Annotated in this window: 15 protein-coding genes; 3 read left to right on the top strand and 12 right to left on the bottom strand. The window is 37.6% G+C overall.

All coding sequences use genetic code 11. From position 1 onward, the window contains the following. Positions 1 to 149: 149 nt before the first annotated feature. The 6 genes from ACQKIM_RS02220 to ACQKIM_RS02245 form a co-directional block, all read right to left on the bottom strand. On the bottom strand, positions 150 to 914 hold the full coding sequence (locus ACQKIM_RS02220; protein ID WP_427538416.1) for a TerC family protein: 765 nt from the start codon (positions 912 to 914) through the stop codon (positions 150 to 152). A gap of 348 nt (positions 915 to 1,262) precedes the next feature. After that, positions 1,263 to 2,348 (bottom strand): SDR family oxidoreductase, encoded by a 1,086-nt coding sequence (locus ACQKIM_RS02225; protein ID WP_427538419.1) that lies wholly within the window; start codon positions 2,346 to 2,348, stop codon positions 1,263 to 1,265. Positions 2,349 to 2,351: 3 nt separating this feature from the next. Then, positions 2,352 to 5,420: an efflux RND transporter permease subunit gene (locus ACQKIM_RS02230; RefSeq protein ID WP_427538422.1), complete on the bottom strand. Its 3,069-nt coding sequence runs from the start codon at positions 5,418 to 5,420 to the stop codon at positions 2,352 to 2,354. A gap of 291 nt (positions 5,421 to 5,711) precedes the next feature. After that, the gene (locus tag ACQKIM_RS02235; protein WP_427538425.1) at positions 5,712 to 7,289 is read right to left on the bottom strand and encodes a peptide chain release factor 3; all 1,578 of its coding nucleotides are present in this window, start codon (positions 7,287 to 7,289) and stop codon (positions 5,712 to 5,714) included. Positions 7,290 to 7,493: 204 nt separating this feature from the next. Beyond that, positions 7,494 to 8,960, bottom strand: coding sequence for a UDP-N-acetylmuramoyl-L-alanyl-D-glutamate--2,6-diaminopimelate ligase (locus ACQKIM_RS02240; RefSeq protein ID WP_427538428.1), 1,467 nt, complete (start codon positions 8,958 to 8,960; stop codon positions 7,494 to 7,496). Positions 8,961 to 9,288: 328 nt separating this feature from the next. Next, entirely contained in the window at positions 9,289 to 10,677 is a 1,389-nt protein-coding gene (locus tag ACQKIM_RS02245; protein ID WP_427538431.1) for an aldehyde dehydrogenase, read from the bottom strand. A gap of 221 nt (positions 10,678 to 10,898) precedes the next feature. Here ACQKIM_RS02245 and ACQKIM_RS02250 point away from each other — a divergent pair, with 221 nt between their 5' ends. Together ACQKIM_RS02250 and ACQKIM_RS02255 are read left to right on the top strand one after the other, a co-directional pair. Then, positions 10,899 to 11,054, top strand: coding sequence for a hypothetical protein (locus ACQKIM_RS02250; protein WP_427538434.1), 156 nt, complete (start codon positions 10,899 to 10,901; stop codon positions 11,052 to 11,054). Positions 11,055 to 11,213: 159 nt separating this feature from the next. Then, the gene (locus ACQKIM_RS02255; protein WP_427538437.1) at positions 11,214 to 11,381 is read left to right on the top strand and encodes a hypothetical protein; all 168 of its coding nucleotides are present in this window, start codon (positions 11,214 to 11,216) and stop codon (positions 11,379 to 11,381) included. 488 nt (positions 11,382 to 11,869) lie between these two features. Here ACQKIM_RS02255 and ssuE read toward each other — a convergent pair whose 3' ends face one another. The 5 genes from ssuE to ACQKIM_RS02280 all read right to left on the bottom strand — a co-directional run bounded on the left by ssuE (position 11,870) and on the right by ACQKIM_RS02280 (position 18,247). After that, positions 11,870 to 12,403 carry an NADPH-dependent FMN reductase gene (gene ssuE / locus ACQKIM_RS02260; RefSeq protein WP_427538440.1) on the bottom strand — a complete coding sequence of 178 codons (534 nt, stop codon included), beginning with the start codon at positions 12,401 to 12,403 and terminating at the stop codon, positions 11,870 to 11,872. A 286-nt stretch (positions 12,404 to 12,689) separates the two neighbouring features. Next, positions 12,690 to 14,027, bottom strand: a complete 1,338-nt coding sequence (gene lpdA / locus ACQKIM_RS02265; RefSeq protein WP_427538443.1) for a dihydrolipoyl dehydrogenase — start codon at positions 14,025 to 14,027, stop codon at positions 12,690 to 12,692. Positions 14,028 to 14,374: 347 nt separating this feature from the next. Then, positions 14,375 to 16,456 (bottom strand): catalase, encoded by a 2,082-nt coding sequence (locus tag ACQKIM_RS02270; protein WP_427538880.1) that lies wholly within the window; start codon positions 16,454 to 16,456, stop codon positions 14,375 to 14,377. Positions 16,457 to 16,604: 148 nt separating this feature from the next. Continuing rightward, positions 16,605 to 17,663 carry an acyl-CoA dehydrogenase family protein gene (locus ACQKIM_RS02275; RefSeq protein WP_427538446.1) on the bottom strand — a complete coding sequence of 353 codons (1,059 nt, stop codon included), beginning with the start codon at positions 17,661 to 17,663 and terminating at the stop codon, positions 16,605 to 16,607. A gap of 65 nt (positions 17,664 to 17,728) precedes the next feature. Continuing rightward, positions 17,729 to 18,247: a DUF4242 domain-containing protein gene (locus ACQKIM_RS02280; RefSeq protein WP_427538449.1), complete on the bottom strand. Its 519-nt coding sequence runs from the start codon at positions 18,245 to 18,247 to the stop codon at positions 17,729 to 17,731. A 126-nt stretch (positions 18,248 to 18,373) separates the two neighbouring features. Between ACQKIM_RS02280 and ACQKIM_RS02285 the strand changes: the two genes are divergently transcribed. Further along, positions 18,374 to 18,802, top strand: coding sequence for a winged helix-turn-helix transcriptional regulator (locus ACQKIM_RS02285; protein WP_427538452.1), 429 nt, complete (start codon positions 18,374 to 18,376; stop codon positions 18,800 to 18,802). Positions 18,803 to 18,876: 74 nt separating this feature from the next. Here ACQKIM_RS02285 and ACQKIM_RS02290 read toward each other — a convergent pair whose 3' ends face one another. After that, positions 18,877 to 19,632: an ABC transporter permease gene (locus ACQKIM_RS02290; RefSeq protein WP_427538455.1), complete on the bottom strand. Its 756-nt coding sequence runs from the start codon at positions 19,630 to 19,632 to the stop codon at positions 18,877 to 18,879. Positions 19,633 to 19,644: the final 12 nt, after the last annotated feature.

Consider the following 19,644-nt stretch of genomic DNA (forward strand, 5'->3'; position numbering starts at 1 on the left):
TTGCTCTGCGCGAAAGCGAAGCGTCAGCGGCAAAGCGAGTAGCCTGGAACGGAAATCACCTTCATTTTGACTAAATATTCACAAAGAGTCCCTTGCCTATTTAATTTTTCAACACTATGAGGAATAGATATGACTATTCCTCTAAAAAATTAATGTGTATGATTTTTATTCCGTACACCTACTAAGTAACCGACTAGTGCAATTGCTACTAGTACAACCCAAAAAGTTACCTCCCACACTGTAGAATGAGGGAACTCCACTGGTAAAATACCAACTCTTTCGTGTGACAATGTTAACACAACAAGCTTCACCCCAACCCATCCTACAATTAAAAACGCAGCCGTTTCAAGTGAAGGATAGTCATTTAATACTTTTACAAACCATTGTGCAGCGAACCGCATCATGATTACGCCAATAAACCCTCCGAGTAACATCACTGTAAATTGACCGCCATTGATACCGCCAATATCAAAATGCCCCAGCTCAGGTAGTGTGACCGCTATAGCTACTGCTGCAAGCATAGAATCGATAGCAAATGCAATATCTGCAGCCTCTACTTTAAGCACAGTCATCCAGAAACCACTACCTCTTTTTGCAACTTTCTCATTCGTTTCATCTGTTGAATCCTCTTTATGGCGTAAATCATATATATTTTTAGCAGACATGAATAATAAATATGCTGCTCCAAGCGCTTGAATCTGCCAATAATTCACTAGCACTGTAATAATAAAAAGCGCTGAAAATCGGAAAATTAATGCGCCAAATAATCCGTAAAATAATGCCTTTTTTTGTTGCTCGCGTGGTAAATGTCTTACCATTACAGCCATTACAACTGCATTATCTGCTGCTAATAATCCTTCTAAAACAATAAGTACAATAAGTACCCACCCATATTGTAATAAAATTGCTTCCATGTAAGTGCCTCCTCTACCTCTGTATACCCAAATTAGTAATTACTATACAGGTACAAAAGAAAAGACCTCTGCCCTATAAAAAGGCAAAGGTCTCGCTAAGTAAATAATATCTTCTCCATGCTAATTTTTATATAAAAGCATAGAGTAATTTACTATCACACCCGATGGTAACAACCATGTCTTGACGAATGTGAAACCAGCTACAACGCTCGTATCTGCTAGCTACTCCCCTTTGACAAAATGTCGAAGGTGTTCTTCTGTAAAAATTATTATAGCACTATCATTAAATGGTGGCAAAATTATCTATCCACTAGTTTATCTAATAGCAAATAAGATTTATAGGCGATACTATTTTATCTGAATTTGAAAGTTTCTATCTTCTCTATGTGCTAAATAGAAATCAATCATTATAGGCATCGTATCTATAAAATCAGGACAAGTAACCCCACCCTTTATCAAAATTGCCGCTGCTTCAGTTGTATCGAAATGAGCATTCCACGTTAAGTAGTCTAATGTTTCTTGTTCTACCCCAAGCTTTTTTCGAATTAGTGGTACTTGCAAAGATACTTTTGCTAGAATCAATGGTAATTGTCCTTTAGGATTTTTATTCGTTAACAATTTTACCATTGTTCGATATACTTCCTGTATTGGATGTGGATTGGGATCTGTTAAATGCAAGGTCTTCCCTTCAGCGCATTTTTCATCAACTAGATACGTTGAAGCATTAATAATATAGTCTACTGGAACTACATTAATTGTTGATGTAGATTGACCAATATACGGAATAAAAGGCAGCCATTTTAATTTGTCTACCATATTTAAAAAGAAGTAGGGACCATCAAATTTGATAGTTTCTCCTGTTTCCGAATGACCACGCACAATACCAGGCCGAATAATCGTTAATGGAACTTCTGATTTTAAATCTTCTACACGATGCTCAGCTTCATATTTTGTTTCCTCATAATAGTTTTTAAATGCAAGAGGACGAATGAGTTCATTTTCTTTTAAAACACCTTCACGTGTACCTGCCACATAGGCTGTACTAAAGTACATATAACGTCTTAAATTTGGAAGACTTCGAACAAAATCATTGACCATTGTTGTACCATGCACATTAACCTTCCAAGCTATATCACGTGGTACTGCTAAATCATATATGGCAGCTAAGTGCCAAAGCACTTCTATTTGAGGTACAACTTCCTGTACTGTTTGATTTTCTAATCCAATATTCGGTAATGTAATATCTCCCTCTACTATACGAATTGAACAATTCGGAAACTCCGCGATAATAGAATCTTTTTCAATATTAGCCTTCATTAATTCTCCCGCTAAAACGATAACTACAACTTCCTGTGCCTGATTTTTCCGAAATAACTCCCTTATCAATTGACTTGAAATGAATCCTGGAAAACCTGTAAAAAAATGAACTCCCATCTCTCATTCCCCCTGAGCCTGCCGCATCTTCCGAGTTTCTTTATCCATTAAGCTATAAACTGTCGGTACAATATATAATGTCAGCAAAGTCGATGTCACAAGTCCGCCAATAACTGCAATACCCATAGGCCGATTCATCTCTGTTCCTTCACCAAAGCCCAGTGCCAGTGGTAGCAAACCTAAAATGGTCGTGAGCGCAGTCATTAAAATTGGGCGGAGCCTGTCCTGGGTAGCGAGTAAGATCGCATCATAGGTTCCCATTCCCTTAGACTTTTGCTGATTAATATAATCTACGAGCACAATTCCGTTATTAACGACAATCCCTACCAAGACTAAGATGCCTATAACAGAGGTCACCCCAATTAGCGTATTCGTCATAAACATTGCTATGGCAACGCCAATAATCATTAATGGTACTGTAAACATGATTACAAATGGATGCTTAAATGATTCGAATTGTGCTGCCATTACGATATATACAAGCACTACAGCTAGTGCAACGGCTAATAGCATATCATTGATGGCACTATCATAAAGTTCACGATCTCCACTAAAGACTACTTGTGTTTCAGAAGGTAACTTAGCCTTTTGCAATGCTTGGTCTACTTTAGCCGAAATACCTCCTAAAGATTCCTTTGTTTCATACTCTACAAAAAATGCTACAGCTGCCGCTTGATCAGATCGTCTAATTGATACTGGTCCTTCTTGAACAGCAACAGTAGCTATATCCTCAAGCTTTACAAATAAGCCAGCAGGAGAACGTAGCTGCATTGATTTTAAAGATTCAATACTATCATTAAAGATATGTCCAAAGCCTGTATAGACAGGTAATACTGCACCATCCTCTGCAATGATTTGTGTGGTTAGCTGTCCCTTTGTCATTTGATTAACCATTTGTGCAATTTGTGCAGGAACAAATCCGTAATCTTTTGCCCTTTCTCGATCTACCTCCACTTGAATTTCTTGTACAGTGTTATCTAAATCTGTGGAAACATTAGTCACAGCATTTACCTTTAAAAGCTCCTGTTGTACTTTATTGACAGCACTATGAAGCCGCTGCTCGTCAGAATCTGTTAATCTAAATGTCAAGGTATTTGGAGATGAGCCAGTTGATGTGGAGACATTAAAAGTGATTTCTGCCTGTTCACCTAGCTCAGCATGTAAATCTTGCTCAAGCTCCTCAACAAATTCAAAAATTGAACGTTTTCTATCTGCTAAAGGAACCAGCTTTACATATAGCTCAGCCTGATTTGCACTTGTTTGACCACGAGCCTGTGATTGCTGTGTGCCACCGACTAAGCTGACATATACATCCACATCGTTCTCCTGTTTTAAGCGATCTTCAATTTTCGCAACTATTTTCTCCGTTTCAGATACAGCAACACCCTTCTCTAAATTTACGTTAATAGAAGTAAATCCTTCATCGGTTGGAGGTAAAAATTCTGTACCAATTCGCATAAGACCAAACAGCGCGATACCAAAACATACGATTGTTGAGATAAGGACAAGCATTCGATGTCGCAATACCCAAACAATAGACGATTTATAATTTTTATATAAGAATGACTCATTACGTTTCTCATAAATGTTAACAGCTTTCATTTTTAAAAGACGGCTTGCAAGCATTGGAACAACCGTTAATGCAACCACTAAAGATGCAATTAAACTAAAGGAAATCGTTAAGGCAAATTCTGTAAATATTTGTCCTATTAATCCTTCAATAAACATGACAGGAATAAATACTGCAATTGTAGTAAGGGTGGATGCGGTGATAGCAAGTGCTACCTCTTTCGTTCCTTCTTTGGCTGCTATTATAGGACTCTTGCCAATTCCTAGATGGCGCTCAATATTTTCAATAACAACTATGGCATTATCTACAAGCATCCCAATCCCAAGCGCTAAAGCTCCTAATGTCATAATATTGAGGGAGAAGTTTGCAAAATACATTAAAACAAATGTAACAATTACTGAGTATGGAATAGCAATGCCTATAATAATAGGGCTTTTTACGCTACGTAAAAAGACAAATAGCACGAACATTGCGAATAAACCACCTAAAAGTAATGACGATCCAATATTGCTAATCGCCAAATCAACATAGTTTCCCTGATCTGTTAGTACATCAGCAACAATTTCTTGATACTGTTTCTTTGCTAATAATTCATTTAACGCATCTTGAAAGGCCTTTGATACCTCTGCTGTATTCGCACCTGACTCCTGTAAAACAGACATTAATACAGCTGGATGGTAATTTGCTCGCGTTGTCGTCATGGTTTTTTGCTCTACACGTTCAACAGCCGCTACATCTCCAACTGTCAAGGCTTTACCATCTAATGGATTTACTGAAACAATTAAATCTGCAATGTCTTCAGGTGTACTTAATGTGCTCAGGATACGTGTAGTTAGCATTTTCCCATCGTTTGTTAACACGGGCTCTCCTGGGAGAGATACATTATTCGATTGAATGATTTGTATGATATCCGCTTGCGTTAATCCTCGTTCAACTAGCTTCGATTCATCTAAAGTTAGTTGAACCTCTTCTACAAGCTTACCTGAGACATTTACACTTGCGACGCCTGCTGTTCGACGAAGCTCTTTTTCTAAGTCCTCTGCTAATAATCGCACGTCTACATCATCATTTTCTGCACGTAGCGAAAGCTGTATAATCGGAAATTGAGATGGGTCAAACTTTAAAAAGCTAGGCTTCCCAGCATCATTCGGTAAGGGAGTCATATCAATTCGCTGTAAAATATCAAGCTGCACATCTTCTATATTGGTTGACCAATTAAACTCAAGTACAATTAAATTGGATCCTTCTTGCGAGGTAGACTGTAGTTTTTTGATACCAGGCAGGGTTGCGAGCGTTGTTTCTAAAGGCTTGGTTATCTTTTCATTCACTTCTGTTGGACTCGCACCAGGATAAGAAGTAACAACGACGCCTATAGGTGGATGTAGCTCAGGAATTAACGTAATTGGTATTTTTAATAAAGAAACCCCACCTAAAATAATGACAAATAGCATTGTAACAATTGTAAAAACGGGTCTTTTAATTGAAAAATCACTAATGTTCATTTTGTACAAAACTCCTTCTCTATCTCTTCTTCCTATGATAACCGAAAAGGAGAATAATTTATAAATTGGTATATTATATTGACGAATTCACTTGCAGCAGTAAATTTTTCGGATAAATGTACGAGTTGGCGAAGGCTAGAAGTGACAAGGTAATATTAATTATTGCTCAAAGCATGTCGACCTGACTTGTAGTGATAAACTGTATTTCCTAATACTGTATATATTCTACACGTTGCTCCAATTTTCCTTGTAAAAAAACACGAATCGCAAAATGTCGATTCGTGTTTGTTATTATAAGAGACTATATAGTTTAATGTTTTCGTTTTTATCAGCAAACCAACGCATAGCAAACTCATTTTCAAAAAGGAAAACAAGGTTATCAAAACGGTCTTTAACGAGCATTGAACGACCTGAAGACATGGATTCTTTTACATCCTCTTCATTTTCAATCCATCGTGCAATTTTTGATCCAATTGGCTCCATTTTCACTTCAACATTATATTCATTTTTCATACGATGTTCAAAAACTTCAAATTGTAATTGACCAACAGCCCCTAAAACGACTTCTTCTGTATGCAGTGTTTTATAATATTGAATAGCACCTTCTTGTACTAATTGCAAAATCCCTTTATGGAATTGCTTCGATTTCATCACGTTTTTCGCTGTTACACGCACAAATAACTCCGGTGTAAATTGTGGTAATTTTTCAAATTGGAATGTTTTCTTACCACCTACAACAGTGTCCCCTATTTGATATGTTCCTGTATCATATAAACCGATAATATCGCCAGCAACAGCTTCATCTACTGTTTCACGATCATCTGCTAGGAATTGTGTAGATTGTGTCACCTTGAACGATTTGCCTGTACGCGATAATGTCATATTCATACCACGTTCAAATTTACCAGATACAATACGAACAAAAGCGATTCGGTCACGATGGGCAGGATTCATATTTGCTTGGATTTTGAATATAAAGCCTGAAAATTCTCCATGTTCAACAGGATCAATAAATTGTTCATCTTCAGTAATTCTAGGTTGAGGTGTTGGTGCAAATTGTAAATAGGTTTCAAGGAATGTTTGGACACCAAAGTTCGTTAAAGCAGAGCCAAAGAAAACTGGAGTTAATTCACCACGACGAATCTTCTCTTCAGAATACGCATTTCCCGCTTCGTCGAGCAACATAATGTCATCCATTGCTTGTGAATAATAAGAAGTGACCTTCATAGGATGCTCAACTGCAAGTTCTCCATTTTCATCAATTGGCAAGAAGCGTTCTTCTTCATCAGTACGGAATTGCTCGATACGTTTATTATAACGATCATAAATACCTAGAAACTCTTTACCCATACCGATTGGCCAGTTCATTGGGTACGCGTGAATGCCTAGTACCTCCTCAAGCTCTTCAATCAGCTCAAGTGGCTCTTTCCCTTGACGGTCTAGTTTATTAATAAAGGTAAAAATCGGAATTCCACGCATTTTACAAACTTTGAATAGCTTTAAAGTTTGTGCTTCAATCCCTTTGGCAGCATCGACAACCATAACAGCACTATCTACAGCCATTAATGTACGATACGTATCCTCTGAGAAATCTTGGTGACCTGGAGTATCTAAGATATTGACACGTGAGCCACTATAGTCGAATTGCATCACGGAGGAAGTTACAGAAATCCCACGCTGCTTTTCAATTTCCATCCAGTCAGATGTTGCAAACTTACCTGATTTTTTCCCTTTTACTGTACCAGCATCACGAATCGCACCACCGAATAGTAAAAGTTTTTCTGTAATCGTCGTTTTCCCAGCATCAGGGTGACTGATAATGGCAAATGTCCGACGCGATAATATATCTTTTTCTAAATTTGAATTCATCTCGTCATTCTCCTTTTTTCATACTTACTAATAATAAAAGAAGACTTGCCTTTCATACAAGCTTTTTACATGAATTCCCCAAAAAGAAAACCCTTTAGTGACTACTAAAAGGGTACTTTTACATCCATCAGTATGCCTGAGTTATTGAAATTTACATATAATCGTTTAGAAAATTTCAAACAGACATTGATAATGGGGCATTCATTATACAAATTTTAATCGGCCCGCTTCTATAGCAATCTCTGCATCGTTATGTGGATATTTTGTATTCTCAATAATTTGGTAATCCTCATGACCTTTACCAGCAAAAATAATCATATCTCCTGGTTCGGCAATCTCAATTGCATGACGAACAGCCTCTGCACGATCCCCAATACAAGCATAATGTTCATGAAGCATCCCTTTGGCAAGATCACCTGTTATACTATCGTAGGCTTCGTAGCGTGGGTCATCTGTCGTCAATATCACATAATCAGCTGCTGATGCCTTCTCAGCCATTGCTGGACGCTTCGATTTATCACGATTACCACCTGTACCCACAAGGAAGATGAGTTTCCCTTTTTTATACGGTTGAGCTGCTGCAATCGCCTTTTCAATTGCATCTGGAGTATGTGCATAATCCACAAAAATTTGCACTGGTAAATCTGAGCAAACTTTCTCCATTCGTCCTTTTACTGGTGGCAAATGCTCAATCTGCTCAATAATAGTTTCCATAGAGTAACCACGACCATAAAAAGCAATCATTGCAGCAAGTACATTGTAAATATTAAATTCCCCTAGTAAATTCATTTTTACGCGGAATATCCCTTCTGGCATTTCGACGTCAAAGGAAGTCATATAATCATGATACTCACAGTTAATTGCTCGGAAATCAGCTGTTTCATTTATCAGACCATATGTCCATACTGGGAAGGGTGTCATTGCAGCATAGCGCTCTGACCATGCGTCGTCAGCATTTAACACCGCAAATTTATTTTTTTCTAAATCTTGTCCAAGTTGAGAGAATAGTAAGCCTTTTGCATGACCATATTCCTCCATCGTACCATGGAAATCAAGATGATCATGAGTAAGATTTGTAAAAATGGCTACATCATAGTCGACGCCAGCCAAACGCCCTAGTGCTAAACCGTGGGAAGAAACCTCCATTGTCATAAGACGACAGCCTTCCATTTTGGCACGGAAAATCATTTGCTGCGTTGATAAAGCATCACTTGTTGTATTAGCAGATTCATATAAAATTCCATTTAAATTAAAGCCAATGGTTCCAGTTAGTGCTGACTTTTCACCCATACCATGCATAATATTCTGAATAATTCCTGTAACCGATGTTTTGCCATTTGTTCCTGTTACCCCGATCATTGTTATATCCTTTGAGGGATAATCAAAGAACTTAGCAGCTAGTAAGCCAACTGCTCTGTCGGTATCTTTCACAATAACCTGTGCAATCGAATCTCCTAATGGTAATTCACGTTCGGTCACTATGATTGTCGCGCCACCCTCAACTGCTTTTAGTGCATAGTCATGACCATCCACTGTGTACCCTTTTATACAAACAAACATGCTATTAGGCTGCACACTTCGAGAATCCACCACAATATCACAGACTTGGTCTGGTAACACTCCAATTATTTTTTTCAAAGGTAATGCACTTAACAATTCCTCTGCATACATTTCATAGTCCTCCAATCAATCTCAACACTCATTTCATCATTCATTGTTTTTCGACAAAAAATGACAATATGAATTCCCCCACATTCTATTGAATTTATTTTACTACTTATTTCTCGATAAATAAAATGTCTCATGAATTGTTTTGCAATGAAAACGTTATCATTTCAATATAAAGTTAATAATCGGTCTAAATTGGTCTTTCTTAATTAATAATCGCCATTTATCGACAACTATAATTCAAGTGAATTAGAAAATGTGGTCTTTGGAGAATCAAGCAAATAAAACAGAGAGGTGTCTAGATTTTTATAGTCTGACACCTCCCTCAATGCTATTTCATAATTGTTCGCACAATTTTAACTTTTTGTTTATATGGCGGAAAGAGAACATTTGTCTCCAATTTCGAAGATTTTTTTAGAATGGACTTTGGATGCGTAAAGTTTTCAAAGCTAGCCTTCCCATGGTAAGCCTTTACTCCTGACGGTCCAACACCCCCAAATGGCAGATGTAAATTGCCAACATGTGTAATCGTATCATTAATGCAACCACCGCCAAATGGCAGTTCTTCTAAGAAGTACTGGATAGCCTTGTCATGCTCTGAGAAAAAATAGGCCGCTAAAGGCTTTGGTAACTGACGTATTTGATGAATTGCCAGTGGTAAATCATCATACATCATGACAGGTAGAATGGGACCAAACAGTTCATCTTGCATGGAAGGATTTGACCACTTCACGTATTCAATAATGGTAGGCTCAATATAAAGGTCATCACGATCTGTTCTTCCCCCAAATGTTATAGCATCGCGTTCCTCCATTATAATTCTCTGTAGACGATCAAATTGTCTTAAACTAACAATACGACCGTAATCAGGACTTTTCAATGCATTTTTCCCATAAAAAGAACGAATGGTATCCTTTAATAATTTCATAAACGGGTCATAGACATCTTTATGGACTAGTAGATAATCTGGCGCTACGCATGTCTGTCCAGTATTTGTGAATTTCCCCCAGGCAATTCTTTTAGCTGCTACTTCTAAATTAGCTGTTTGATCGACAATCGCAGGACTTTTTCCCCCAAGCTCTAAGGCAACTGGTGTTAATCTTTCCGCTGCCGCCTTGGCAACCACTTTACCTACTGCAACACTACCAGTAAAAAATATATAGTCAAATGAGGCATGAATAAGGGCTGTTACTTCCTCTTTTTCTCCCTCCACAACGCGTACATAGAAGGGATGGAATGTTTCTTCAATTATTTTCTTTACAATCGCTGCCGTATGCACGGACGTTTCTGATGGTTTTACAATTACTGTATTCCCCCCAACAATGGCTCCTACTAATGGCTCCATAACAAGCTGGAATGGATAATTAAATGGACCAATAATGAGTGTCACTCCATATGGCTCTCGCACAATAAAGCTTTTTCCCATCTGATATTGGATGGGCGTTTTAACAGCTTCTGGCTCCATCCATTCCTCCACATGCTTCACCATATAAGAAATACTATCTAACACAATACCAATTTCTGTTGCGTATGCTTCAAATTCGCTTTTTCGCAAATCTAAATACAGCGCATTTAAAATTTCTTTTTCGTATTTTAAAATAGATTTCTTCAGTTTAATTAATTGTTCTTTTCGAAATTTAGCACTCTTCGTCGCTCTTGAAAAATAAAATTGACGTTGCTCAGTTATCATATTTTCCACATCTTGAGTCGTAAAATTCATCTCAAAGCACCCCTTTTTTTTAAAATGGCATACATAGTTTTTTCATTTCGAAACAAACTATCATTGTCTATACGATACAACATTGAAGACAAAAATTCCTCTTTCTAACAAGGTGGTGTTGATGATTCTAATGAGCTTAATCCTTCATGAGGATGTTTTAGTTTTTTGATTTTTGGAAATATACAACTACATATTTAAAATTGAAGCGGGGGCGTAGATGAATGACAACAACAACAGGAACTTGGTGGGAGTCTATTTTTTCAGGACCATTAGCACACGGTATTTGTGAAGAAAAAATATTGCTATTGCAAGATGAGGCTTTCTTATATCTCTCTACAGCACCAACAGAGAAAAATGAAGAGTCTGATATCAATTAAAAATAGCGCATTATAGGGATGTATTTCCTATAATGCGCTACATGTTGTTGAAATACTATTATGTCAATGACATCAAGGTGACAAAGTAAAAAGTATAGCCCTTTTTCAAAACGAGGGGTTGATCTCCGTTTCGACTGAGTGCTTTCCTGGTGGCGTCCGATGAGCCGCTTCACTCGCGTAGCTCGCTCCAGGGTCTCATCTGTGACGCTGAATCCCCGAGGAGTCACTCAGTCTACACTCCAATCAACCGTTGCTCATAGTATTTTCTATTGGCATTTCACACAAATGTATAGTGATAAGTTTGAAGTCTTAGCCATCATTATATAGTGCAAAAATGGGGCTTTGATAACATTTTTCTATGCGAAAGCAGAGCAGTACTTTATGTAAAGTTACAAAGTAGTTTTACGCATAAAATGTAGGTTAACAGCTGTAGAATTTGTACCAATATTCTATACATTTAATGTTGGTGAGTAACATGCTTTTACTTTACTTTTGAGGGAAGAATATATTTAAAGTTCTACACTATTGCTGATTGAAGTGCAAGGCTACTCGACTCCCGTGGGATAGTGAGACAGACGAGACCCTGCACGGAGCGTCAGCGCAGGAAGCGGCTCGTCGCTCGCCCACTGGAAGCCTTGCTCTGCGCGAAAGCGAAGCGTCAGCGGCAAAGCGAGTAGCCTAGAACGGAAATCACCTTCATTTTGACTAAATATTCACAAAGAGTCCCTTGACTATTTAATTTTTCAACACTATGTAGCGCATTATAGGGATGTATTTCCTATAATGCGCTATTTTTCGTGCTTCATACGTTTTCATTAATTAACTATCACTAATTGCTGTATTTGCTTTAACTCTGCATCTAATCGTTGAATGGCTTCTTCCTCAATTGCAAAGCCTCCATTTTCAAGTCTAATAATTTGTTGATCCAAAATATATACAGAATGTGCAATCGTTGTGGCCCCTAAAACTGCCAAAATCGGTTTTAATGCATATTCTAGCGCAAGTAAATGACCAATAGAGCCGCCCACAGCAATCGGTAAAATTAGCTTTCCATGTAATGCCTTTTGAGGTAACAAATCAATGTAAGTTTTTAAAATACCTGTATAGGATGCTTTATAAATTGGTGTTAAAACAACAACGATGTCTGCTTCTTCTATTTGCTTATTTTCAGAAATAATAGCCTCACTTGTAAAATTAGCTGTTATCAAATCCTCTGCCGGCAATTCATATACGAAATTATTATGGACAGCTACCCCCTGTGCTTTAAAATAGTTCTCCACTTTTTCTTGAATTGCTGTTACACGAGAATTTTTTGAATTACTTCCATTAATAATAACTGCTTTTGTCATCCTGACCACTCCCTTTAATTAGTAAAATAATCTCCTAACATGTTGACTAAACTTTTCCTCTATTCAAATAGAAAATGACTTAAAAATAATAAAAAAGCCTCTTTTACAAAGTGAAAACTCGCTTTGTAATAGAAGCCTCTAGATGTCTAGTCAACTTAATTTAAAATACCTAGTAATCCTATAAATTTAATTTATCATAAAACCCTACAAAGTCAATACGCTTTTTACCAAAAAAAAAATCTACATTCATTTATCAAATCAGTTTGTTAATGAATGTAGATATAGGCTATTGATGTATCACTTTATCGAAAATGCCTTTTGCTGCATCACCAATATGCTCTGATACTGTTGGATGTGGGAATATCATTTTTGCGAGCGTATGAGCAGTACCACCAGCATTTTTCGTCGCTAAAATTGCATTTAGTATTTCTGTTGCTCCATCGGCGACTACACATGCACCTAAAATATGCCCTTCCGCCTTTGTTGCAATCAGCTTTACAAAGCCCTCTGTATTTCCCTCCATTAGTGCCTTAGAATTGGAGTGAACAGGTATCTTTACAACAGTATATGGCTCCTTCACCTGATTCTCTAATAAACCAAATGTAGCAATTTCAGGATGTGTATAAACACAACGAGGAATAGCTTCTTGTTCAATTAATGGCGGTTTATTTCCTAAGATATGATCAATCACATGAATACCCTCTGCACTAGCTGAATGAGCTAACTGATAGCCACCAACTAAATCACCTATTGCATAAATATGTGGCTGACTCGTTTCTAGATGCTCATTGACAGCAATTAAACGACCGTCAAATGTTAATCCCAATTGCTGAGCTATTTCTGTATTTGGACGTCTACCTGTCGCAAATAAGAGATTTTCATATGTATAAATTCCTTTAGATGTATGAATTTCATTGTCTTTAAAATGGTTAAATTGAAAATTCGTTACAAGTTCAATCCCAAGTTTTTTCATTTTTTGTCGAATTAGAGGTCTTGCATCTGGTTCTTCTGTCTGTAAAATATCCTCACTATGATTCAGCATTGTTACCTTTGTGCCAAGTGGCGCTAAGCTAAATGCCATTTCTACTGCAATAACACCGCCGCCAATAATGGTTAACTGTTTTGGTAGCTCATCAATAGTAAAAAAAGTATCTGTCGTATAGTATCTAGATGACTCTATTCCTTTGAATGGTGGTACAAATGGTTTACTTCCTGTTGCTAAAATAATATCCGTTGCAGTAAATATTTCTTTTCCGACAGTTACAGTCAAATCCTTAGCAACTGAAGCTTCACCACTGTAAAACGTAATGTGATTACTTAAAATATATCCTTCAATATTTGCTAAAAGTTCTTCAATTAGAGAGTCCTTCCGCTGCATCAATCGAGTAAAATTAATATTTACTTCAGGTGTTTCAATACCCCAGTCATTACCACGTTTTATTTCCTGTATAAGCTTACTATGCTCCAGCAAAATCTTTGAAGGGATACACCCAACATTATAGCAGGCCCCTCCTACTTTATGGCGCTCTACTAAAGCTACTTTCTTGCCACTTTTAGCTGCATAAATAGCTGCTACATAGCCACCAGGACCTGCGCCAATAATTGCAATATCAAATTTTTCCATAAAATTCACCTCATTTACCACCATATCACTTACAAAATTTGAATGCAATGGCTTATCACGAACAGAGAATTCGGTAATATTCACCTGATTGAAATAGTATTTTGCTAGCTGTCAAAGAAAACAAATAAAGGACTATAGAAACATTCATTAATTAATAAGTAGCAATTTGATAATAAAGTACAAAAAGCATTAAAAAGCCCCTCATCTTCTTTCTAGAAACATGAGAGACTTTATTAATAATCGAAAAAGGTGTCACGCATACATGATTTACTCGACTTAGCGTTAAAGTATTGAATAATGAATAATGCAGATCAGTGAGCCATTTCTTGTGAATAAATTACGGCAAGTTAATAAATATTGCGCTGCCAAAAACGTTGCTGGGCAATAGCATCTACATATTTTTTAGCAAAGTCTTTATTACCAGTTGCCAGTACAATACCTGGTCCTACATTTGCATTGGACATATTAAAAAATGTCGTTCCCGTTGCAGCAATACCAATTGGCTTATAATGTCGATACGATTCGTTCATGTAGTTAACAATATGTGTATTGAACTTTGCCTGATTATTCGCCTTTACACCTACAACGTATAATGAATCAAATAATACTGCGTCGGTTGTAATAAATGTTTCACTTGCGGTAAATTGTACACCGTTACTACTTGTCACTACCCCTAGCCTATCTGAAATAATACTGTATCGTACGCCTTGTCGCGTTAAATACTTCAGTACTTCCCCCACCTCATTAGCATCAAAACCATCACCAATCAGCACACCAACCCTTAGTGTTTGAGGTACTTTTATAGTATTAGCCTGGCTCAGTGCTGGGGAGGATGCTGTAACATTTATTTGTTCACCGGTTGGACGATTGACACCAACATTATCTGCAATTGTCTTTGCCATCGCTTTATCCACTCGAACAAACATATTGACGACCTGCTGACGTACTGATTTACTTTTTACTTTTCCTACCTCAAAGCTAAAGGCTTCTATAATATGCTGCTTTTCTGGAGGCGACATACTATTCCAGAACAACCTAGCCTGTGAAAAATGATCATCAAAGGATTTACTTCGCGCTCGTGTAATACGCCCTTCCACCTTTTCCTCATAGTGGACATAGCCACCCTCCTTTGCTGTAGATGTCGAAGGAGTATTATTTGCCAAAGAGTTTTTATGGTAACTGACCCTTCCTAAATTTATGGTTTGTCGACTGAAGCCATTGCGTTGATTGTTGTGAATTGGGCAAACAGGTCGATTAATCGGTATTTCTGCAAAGTTAGGTCCGCCTAGGCGTATGAGCTGTGTATCTAAATAAGAAAATAGACGCCCCTGTAAAAGTGGATCATTGGTAAAATCTATACCAGGTACTACATTTCCTGGATGGAAGGCGACCTGTTCCGTTTCAGCAAAAACATTATCCACATTACGATTCAAGGTCATTTTGCCAATTTTTTTCACAGGCACTATTTCTTCAGGCCAAAGCTTTGTAGCATCTAAAATATCAAAATCAAATTTAAATTCATCCTCTGGCTCAAGCATCTGCACGCCTAGCTCAAATTCAGGATAATCGCCAATTTCAATAGCTTCCCATAAATCACGTCTTTGAAAGTCTGAATCCTTTCCACCGATAATTTGTGCCTCATCCCAAACCAATGAATGAACACCTAGCACAGGCTTCCAATGAAACTTTACAAATCTCGATTTCCCTTTTTCATTGACGAAACGGAATGCATGGACACCGAAGCCCTCCATCATCCGAAAGCTTCTAGGTATTGCACGATCCGACATAACCCACATCACCATATGTGCAATTTCTTGATTATTCGCGACAAAGTCCCAAAATGTATCATGTGCAGAGGCAGCTTGGGGCATATCATTATGAGGCTCTGGTTTTACTGCATGAATTAAATCAGGAAACTTAATGGCATCCTGGATAAAAAAAACAGGGATATTATTGCCAACTAAATCATAATTGCCTTCATCTGTGTAAAACTTCGTGGCAAACCCACGCACATCTCGAGCTGTATCCATCGAGCCAAGACTGCCCACTACTGTCGAAAATCTGACAAAGACAGGCGTTTTTTTGCTAGGTTCCTGTAAAAACTTTGCCTTCGTATACTCTTTCATCGACTCATACAATTCAAACTCACCATGAGCAGCAAAGCCTCTTGCATGAACGACACGCTCTGGGATACGCTCATGATCAAAATGGGTTATTTTCTCTCTGAGGTGAAAATCCTCCATAATCGTTGGGCCACGTACACCCGCTTTCAACGAATCCTCATCATTCGAAACTTTAAGCCCCTGATTTGTCGTCATCTTTGTTCCATCATTATCGACACGAAATTGCTCTAACTGCTGATCCTTTGCATTCTCCTCCAAATCTTTGCGTTGATTCGACTTAGATTTATCCACACAATCCCCTTTCATTTCCATACTCAGAATTCTCAATATACACTATATGTTTGTCTGGAATAAACATGCTTTCAAAAGCAGTCTACAAAGAATGACAAAACACAGTATTTTTGTTTATAAAGAAAACCTTGATTGGCCATAAGCCTCTCAAGGTTTCTCATTGTTATTCTGCAATCTTTAAAATATTTGTCATTTTCTCAAGCTGTCTGACTGTTGGTGTTAAATTGGCAAAGAAATAGGCCTCTCGAAGCTTACGTGAAGGTGTACTACCAACGATATAACCAGCAGATCCATTGTGCAGCATATTTGCCTGTACTGCCGCCAATGTGGCATAGACTGTCTGTAAGCGAAGCTGACAGATTTTATATAAATCCGTTTCACCTGCTAGTATGCTTGATTGTAAAGCTTCTTGTAATTGCTGAAGCTCTTTTGCAAGTTCATCTGCCTGAACCTGTAAATAATCATTACAGCCATTCTGCTTTGCTTTCACTTTTCCAATTCCTTCAATACATGCCTCCATCACACCAAACCCTAGTGGTATTTGATACAGTACAAATGTTGGTCGAATCTTATCAACAAATATACTAGCATTGTGTGCTACTACATATTCATCAGCTACAAAGACTTGATCAAATTTGCAGCTATAAGTGGCACTACCATTAACCCCTAAGAAATGAATTTTTTCTTTCAGCGTGATCGCTGAATTATTTGTATTGACGAATAGCATTACTTCTTTTCCTTCATAGTAGGCAATGGCTCCAAACCAATGATTATCAGCCAAGTTGGAAACAGCAGGTAACACACCGTTTAAAACATAGCCACCGTCAACACGTTCAGCTGATAAATGCAGCTTTTCTAGACCTGCGTAAAACTTCATAGGATTCGATAAACCTGTGGCTCCAAGCAGCTCGCCACCTTCAAGTAAAGGTAATACTGCTGCACGTAACCCAGAATTGCTCGTTTTACGAATATACGTTAATGCAGCAAGGTGGCACCATAGGCAAAATGCAGTTGTCATACAGACCTTTGCCGTTTCTTGTACAATTGTTAGCTCATCTAGAAGTGTACTTTGTTCATCCTTTTGTGATGATTGGAAAAAGCCTGCTTTTCCAAGAGCAAATAAATATTCTTCCGCATAATAAGCTTCCTCATCAATCTTTTTTACCAACGGCTTTAATTTTTCATCGATTAAGGCCTGTAAAACTACTGCTTCTACTGCCATGGCTCCCACTCCTATCCTTCAATTATCCTGCTATACTGAGAACTAGATTTTTTGTTTTCTTAATTTTACTTATCTGCTAATTCTGTTAATGATGTAATTGGTGTTTGTACAGCTTCTCGAGCTCGTTTTACTGCTGCTTCATCTGGTGCATCATAGAAGCATAAACATTTCGACATATCCTCACAAACATAAGTACGTGAAAAATGTACTTCTGGTACTTCTTCATAGTGAACTGAATTTTTCTTTTTACGTGCTAAGTATTGATCCATTGTAATCTCCGCAGGAATTTCCCACTCCACTAAGTAATTCACTACTTCCTGATTTTGCTTCACATCCTCAAGCTCTTTACCAACAAGACGTACTTCCTTCACTAAATCTGCTTGTACATGCTGAGCAGTCAATGCCACAGTTGCTTGGGCTTCCTCATTAGCTTCTACAATGAAGTAAGCGCGGCTGAAATCTTTAGCTACCTGCACCTCAATCACTGTCACATCCTGTGAATCACTGATACGCTCCACTAATGCTGAAAACTGCTCTTTGTTTGAAATTTCACTTACTGTTGATTCTACCAAATATAAACTCATAGTAAATACCTCCGAATAGTTAGTTTTTTCTTTATGTGAGTTATTTTATTATACTTACTTAATAAAAACAACTGAATTTACTAAAAATTATATTTTGTGCTACACTACTGCATGGAGGGAACTACAATGAAAACACGTTATGACTTACCATGCAATATTGCACAAACTTTAAATATTATCGGTGATCGCTGGACTTTACTCATTTTGCATGAGCTTTTAATTGGTCAAACAAATTTCAATGATATTAAATTAAATTTGCCAGGACTTTCAGCGAATCTCTTATCTGCACGTTTAAAATCATTGGAGGAAGCTGGATTAGTAGGATCAACCCTTTATTCAGCACATCCACCACGTTATGCCTATTCACTAACAGATGCAGGTAAGGCATTGGAGCCAATATTTAACGCCATGATTTTATGGGGCAGTGAACATTTAGACCAGTGCTACAAGGAAATTGTTGATGCAAAAACAGGGGAACGTGTAGAGATTGGCTATTATGCAAAAAATACGGGTGAACGCATTGATACCATTCAAATACGCCCCATTGCAAAATAAACTGATTGAACAACTTATATCCTCTACATAGCCAGGAATTCTGCCATACCTTGGCAGAATTCTAAGGAGCTATCCTATGCCCCCTGTCCTCCCCAGATTTTTGTCACCCAATTTTCAAAATAGCGGATGGCTTTGTCTAAAAGTAAGCCTAGTACACCAATCACAATAATAGCTGCCATGACTAAATCCAGACTAAGTGAATTTCGTGCATCCACTATTAAAAACCCGAGACCAGATTGTGCACCTACCATTTCTCCCGCCACAAGAAATATCCATGCACTACCTAAGGCCATATGCAAGCCATTCGCGATCATTGGAAAGGCGGCTGGAAAAACTATTTTTTTTAATAAATGAAACTGAGACATTTCAAAATTTGCTGCAACTCGTAGATAAACATTATCCACTTTTTTCACTGCTGACACGGTTGATAGTAGTACAGGAAAAAACGCAGCAATAAAAATAATAACAATAGCTGGCATATTTCCAATACCAAACCACAAGACAATAAATGGTGACCATGCAATTGGCGAAACAGGGCGTAGTACTTGCACAATTGGATCTAAAATAGACCAAACCTTCGTCCACCTACCTAGAAAAAGTCCCAAAATAACTGCTACTACCACTGCTAATAAATAACCACTAAAAAATCGAAATAAACTAATTTGTATATGCTCAAAAATAGAGCCATCCTTAATAATTTCCATTAATGCTGTTAAAACATCTAATGGTGGTGGAAATAATGCCGCATCATGTCCTCCAATAACCGTAACTAGTTGCCAAATGCAAAGTAATAGTATTAATCCAAGTAAAATAGGTCCTATTTTTTTCATTCAGCTATCACC

Origin of the sequence: Lysinibacillus sp. NPDC047702 (genome assembly GCF_050272555.1) — a bacterium.
Taxonomy (GTDB): domain Bacteria; phylum Bacillota; class Bacilli; order Bacillales_A; family Planococcaceae; genus Lysinibacillus.

Excerpts from the sequence above, each read along its gene's own strand:
- ACQKIM_RS02235 (WP_427538425.1), bottom strand. The coding sequence starts at position 7,289 with ATGAATTCAAATTTAGAAAAAGATATATTATCGCGTCGGACATTTGCC.
- ACQKIM_RS02220 (WP_427538416.1), bottom strand. The coding sequence starts at position 914 with ATGGAAGCAATTTTATTACAATATGGGTGGGTACTTATTGTACTTATT.
- ACQKIM_RS02285 (WP_427538452.1), top strand. The coding sequence starts at position 18,374 with ATGAAAACACGTTATGACTTACCATGCAATATTGCACAAACTTTAAAT.
- ssuE (WP_427538440.1), bottom strand. The coding sequence starts at position 12,403 with ATGACAAAAGCAGTTATTATTAATGGAAGTAATTCAAAAAATTCTCGT.
- lpdA (WP_427538443.1), bottom strand. The coding sequence starts at position 14,027 with ATGGAAAAATTTGATATTGCAATTATTGGCGCAGGTCCTGGTGGCTAT.
- ACQKIM_RS02290 (WP_427538455.1), bottom strand. The coding sequence starts at position 19,632 with ATGAAAAAAATAGGACCTATTTTACTTGGATTAATACTATTACTTTGC.
- ACQKIM_RS02275 (WP_427538446.1), bottom strand. The coding sequence starts at position 17,663 with ATGGCAGTAGAAGCAGTAGTTTTACAGGCCTTAATCGATGAAAAATTA.
- ACQKIM_RS02240 (WP_427538428.1), bottom strand. The coding sequence starts at position 8,960 with ATGTATGCAGAGGAATTGTTAAGTGCATTACCTTTGAAAAAAATAATT.
- ACQKIM_RS02255 (WP_427538437.1), top strand. The coding sequence starts at position 11,214 with ATGAGCCGCTTCACTCGCGTAGCTCGCTCCAGGGTCTCATCTGTGACG.
- ACQKIM_RS02250 (WP_427538434.1), top strand. The coding sequence starts at position 10,899 with ATGACAACAACAACAGGAACTTGGTGGGAGTCTATTTTTTCAGGACCA.
- ACQKIM_RS02225 (WP_427538419.1), bottom strand. The coding sequence starts at position 2,348 with ATGGGAGTTCATTTTTTTACAGGTTTTCCAGGATTCATTTCAAGTCAA.
- ACQKIM_RS02280 (WP_427538449.1), bottom strand. The coding sequence starts at position 18,247 with ATGAGTTTATATTTGGTAGAATCAACAGTAAGTGAAATTTCAAACAAA.
- ACQKIM_RS02230 (WP_427538422.1), bottom strand. The coding sequence starts at position 5,420 with ATGAACATTAGTGATTTTTCAATTAAAAGACCCGTTTTTACAATTGTT.
- ACQKIM_RS02270 (WP_427538880.1), bottom strand. The coding sequence starts at position 16,456 with ATGAAAGGGGATTGTGTGGATAAATCTAAGTCGAATCAACGCAAAGAT.
- ACQKIM_RS02245 (WP_427538431.1), bottom strand. The coding sequence starts at position 10,677 with ATGAATTTTACGACTCAAGATGTGGAAAATATGATAACTGAGCAACGT.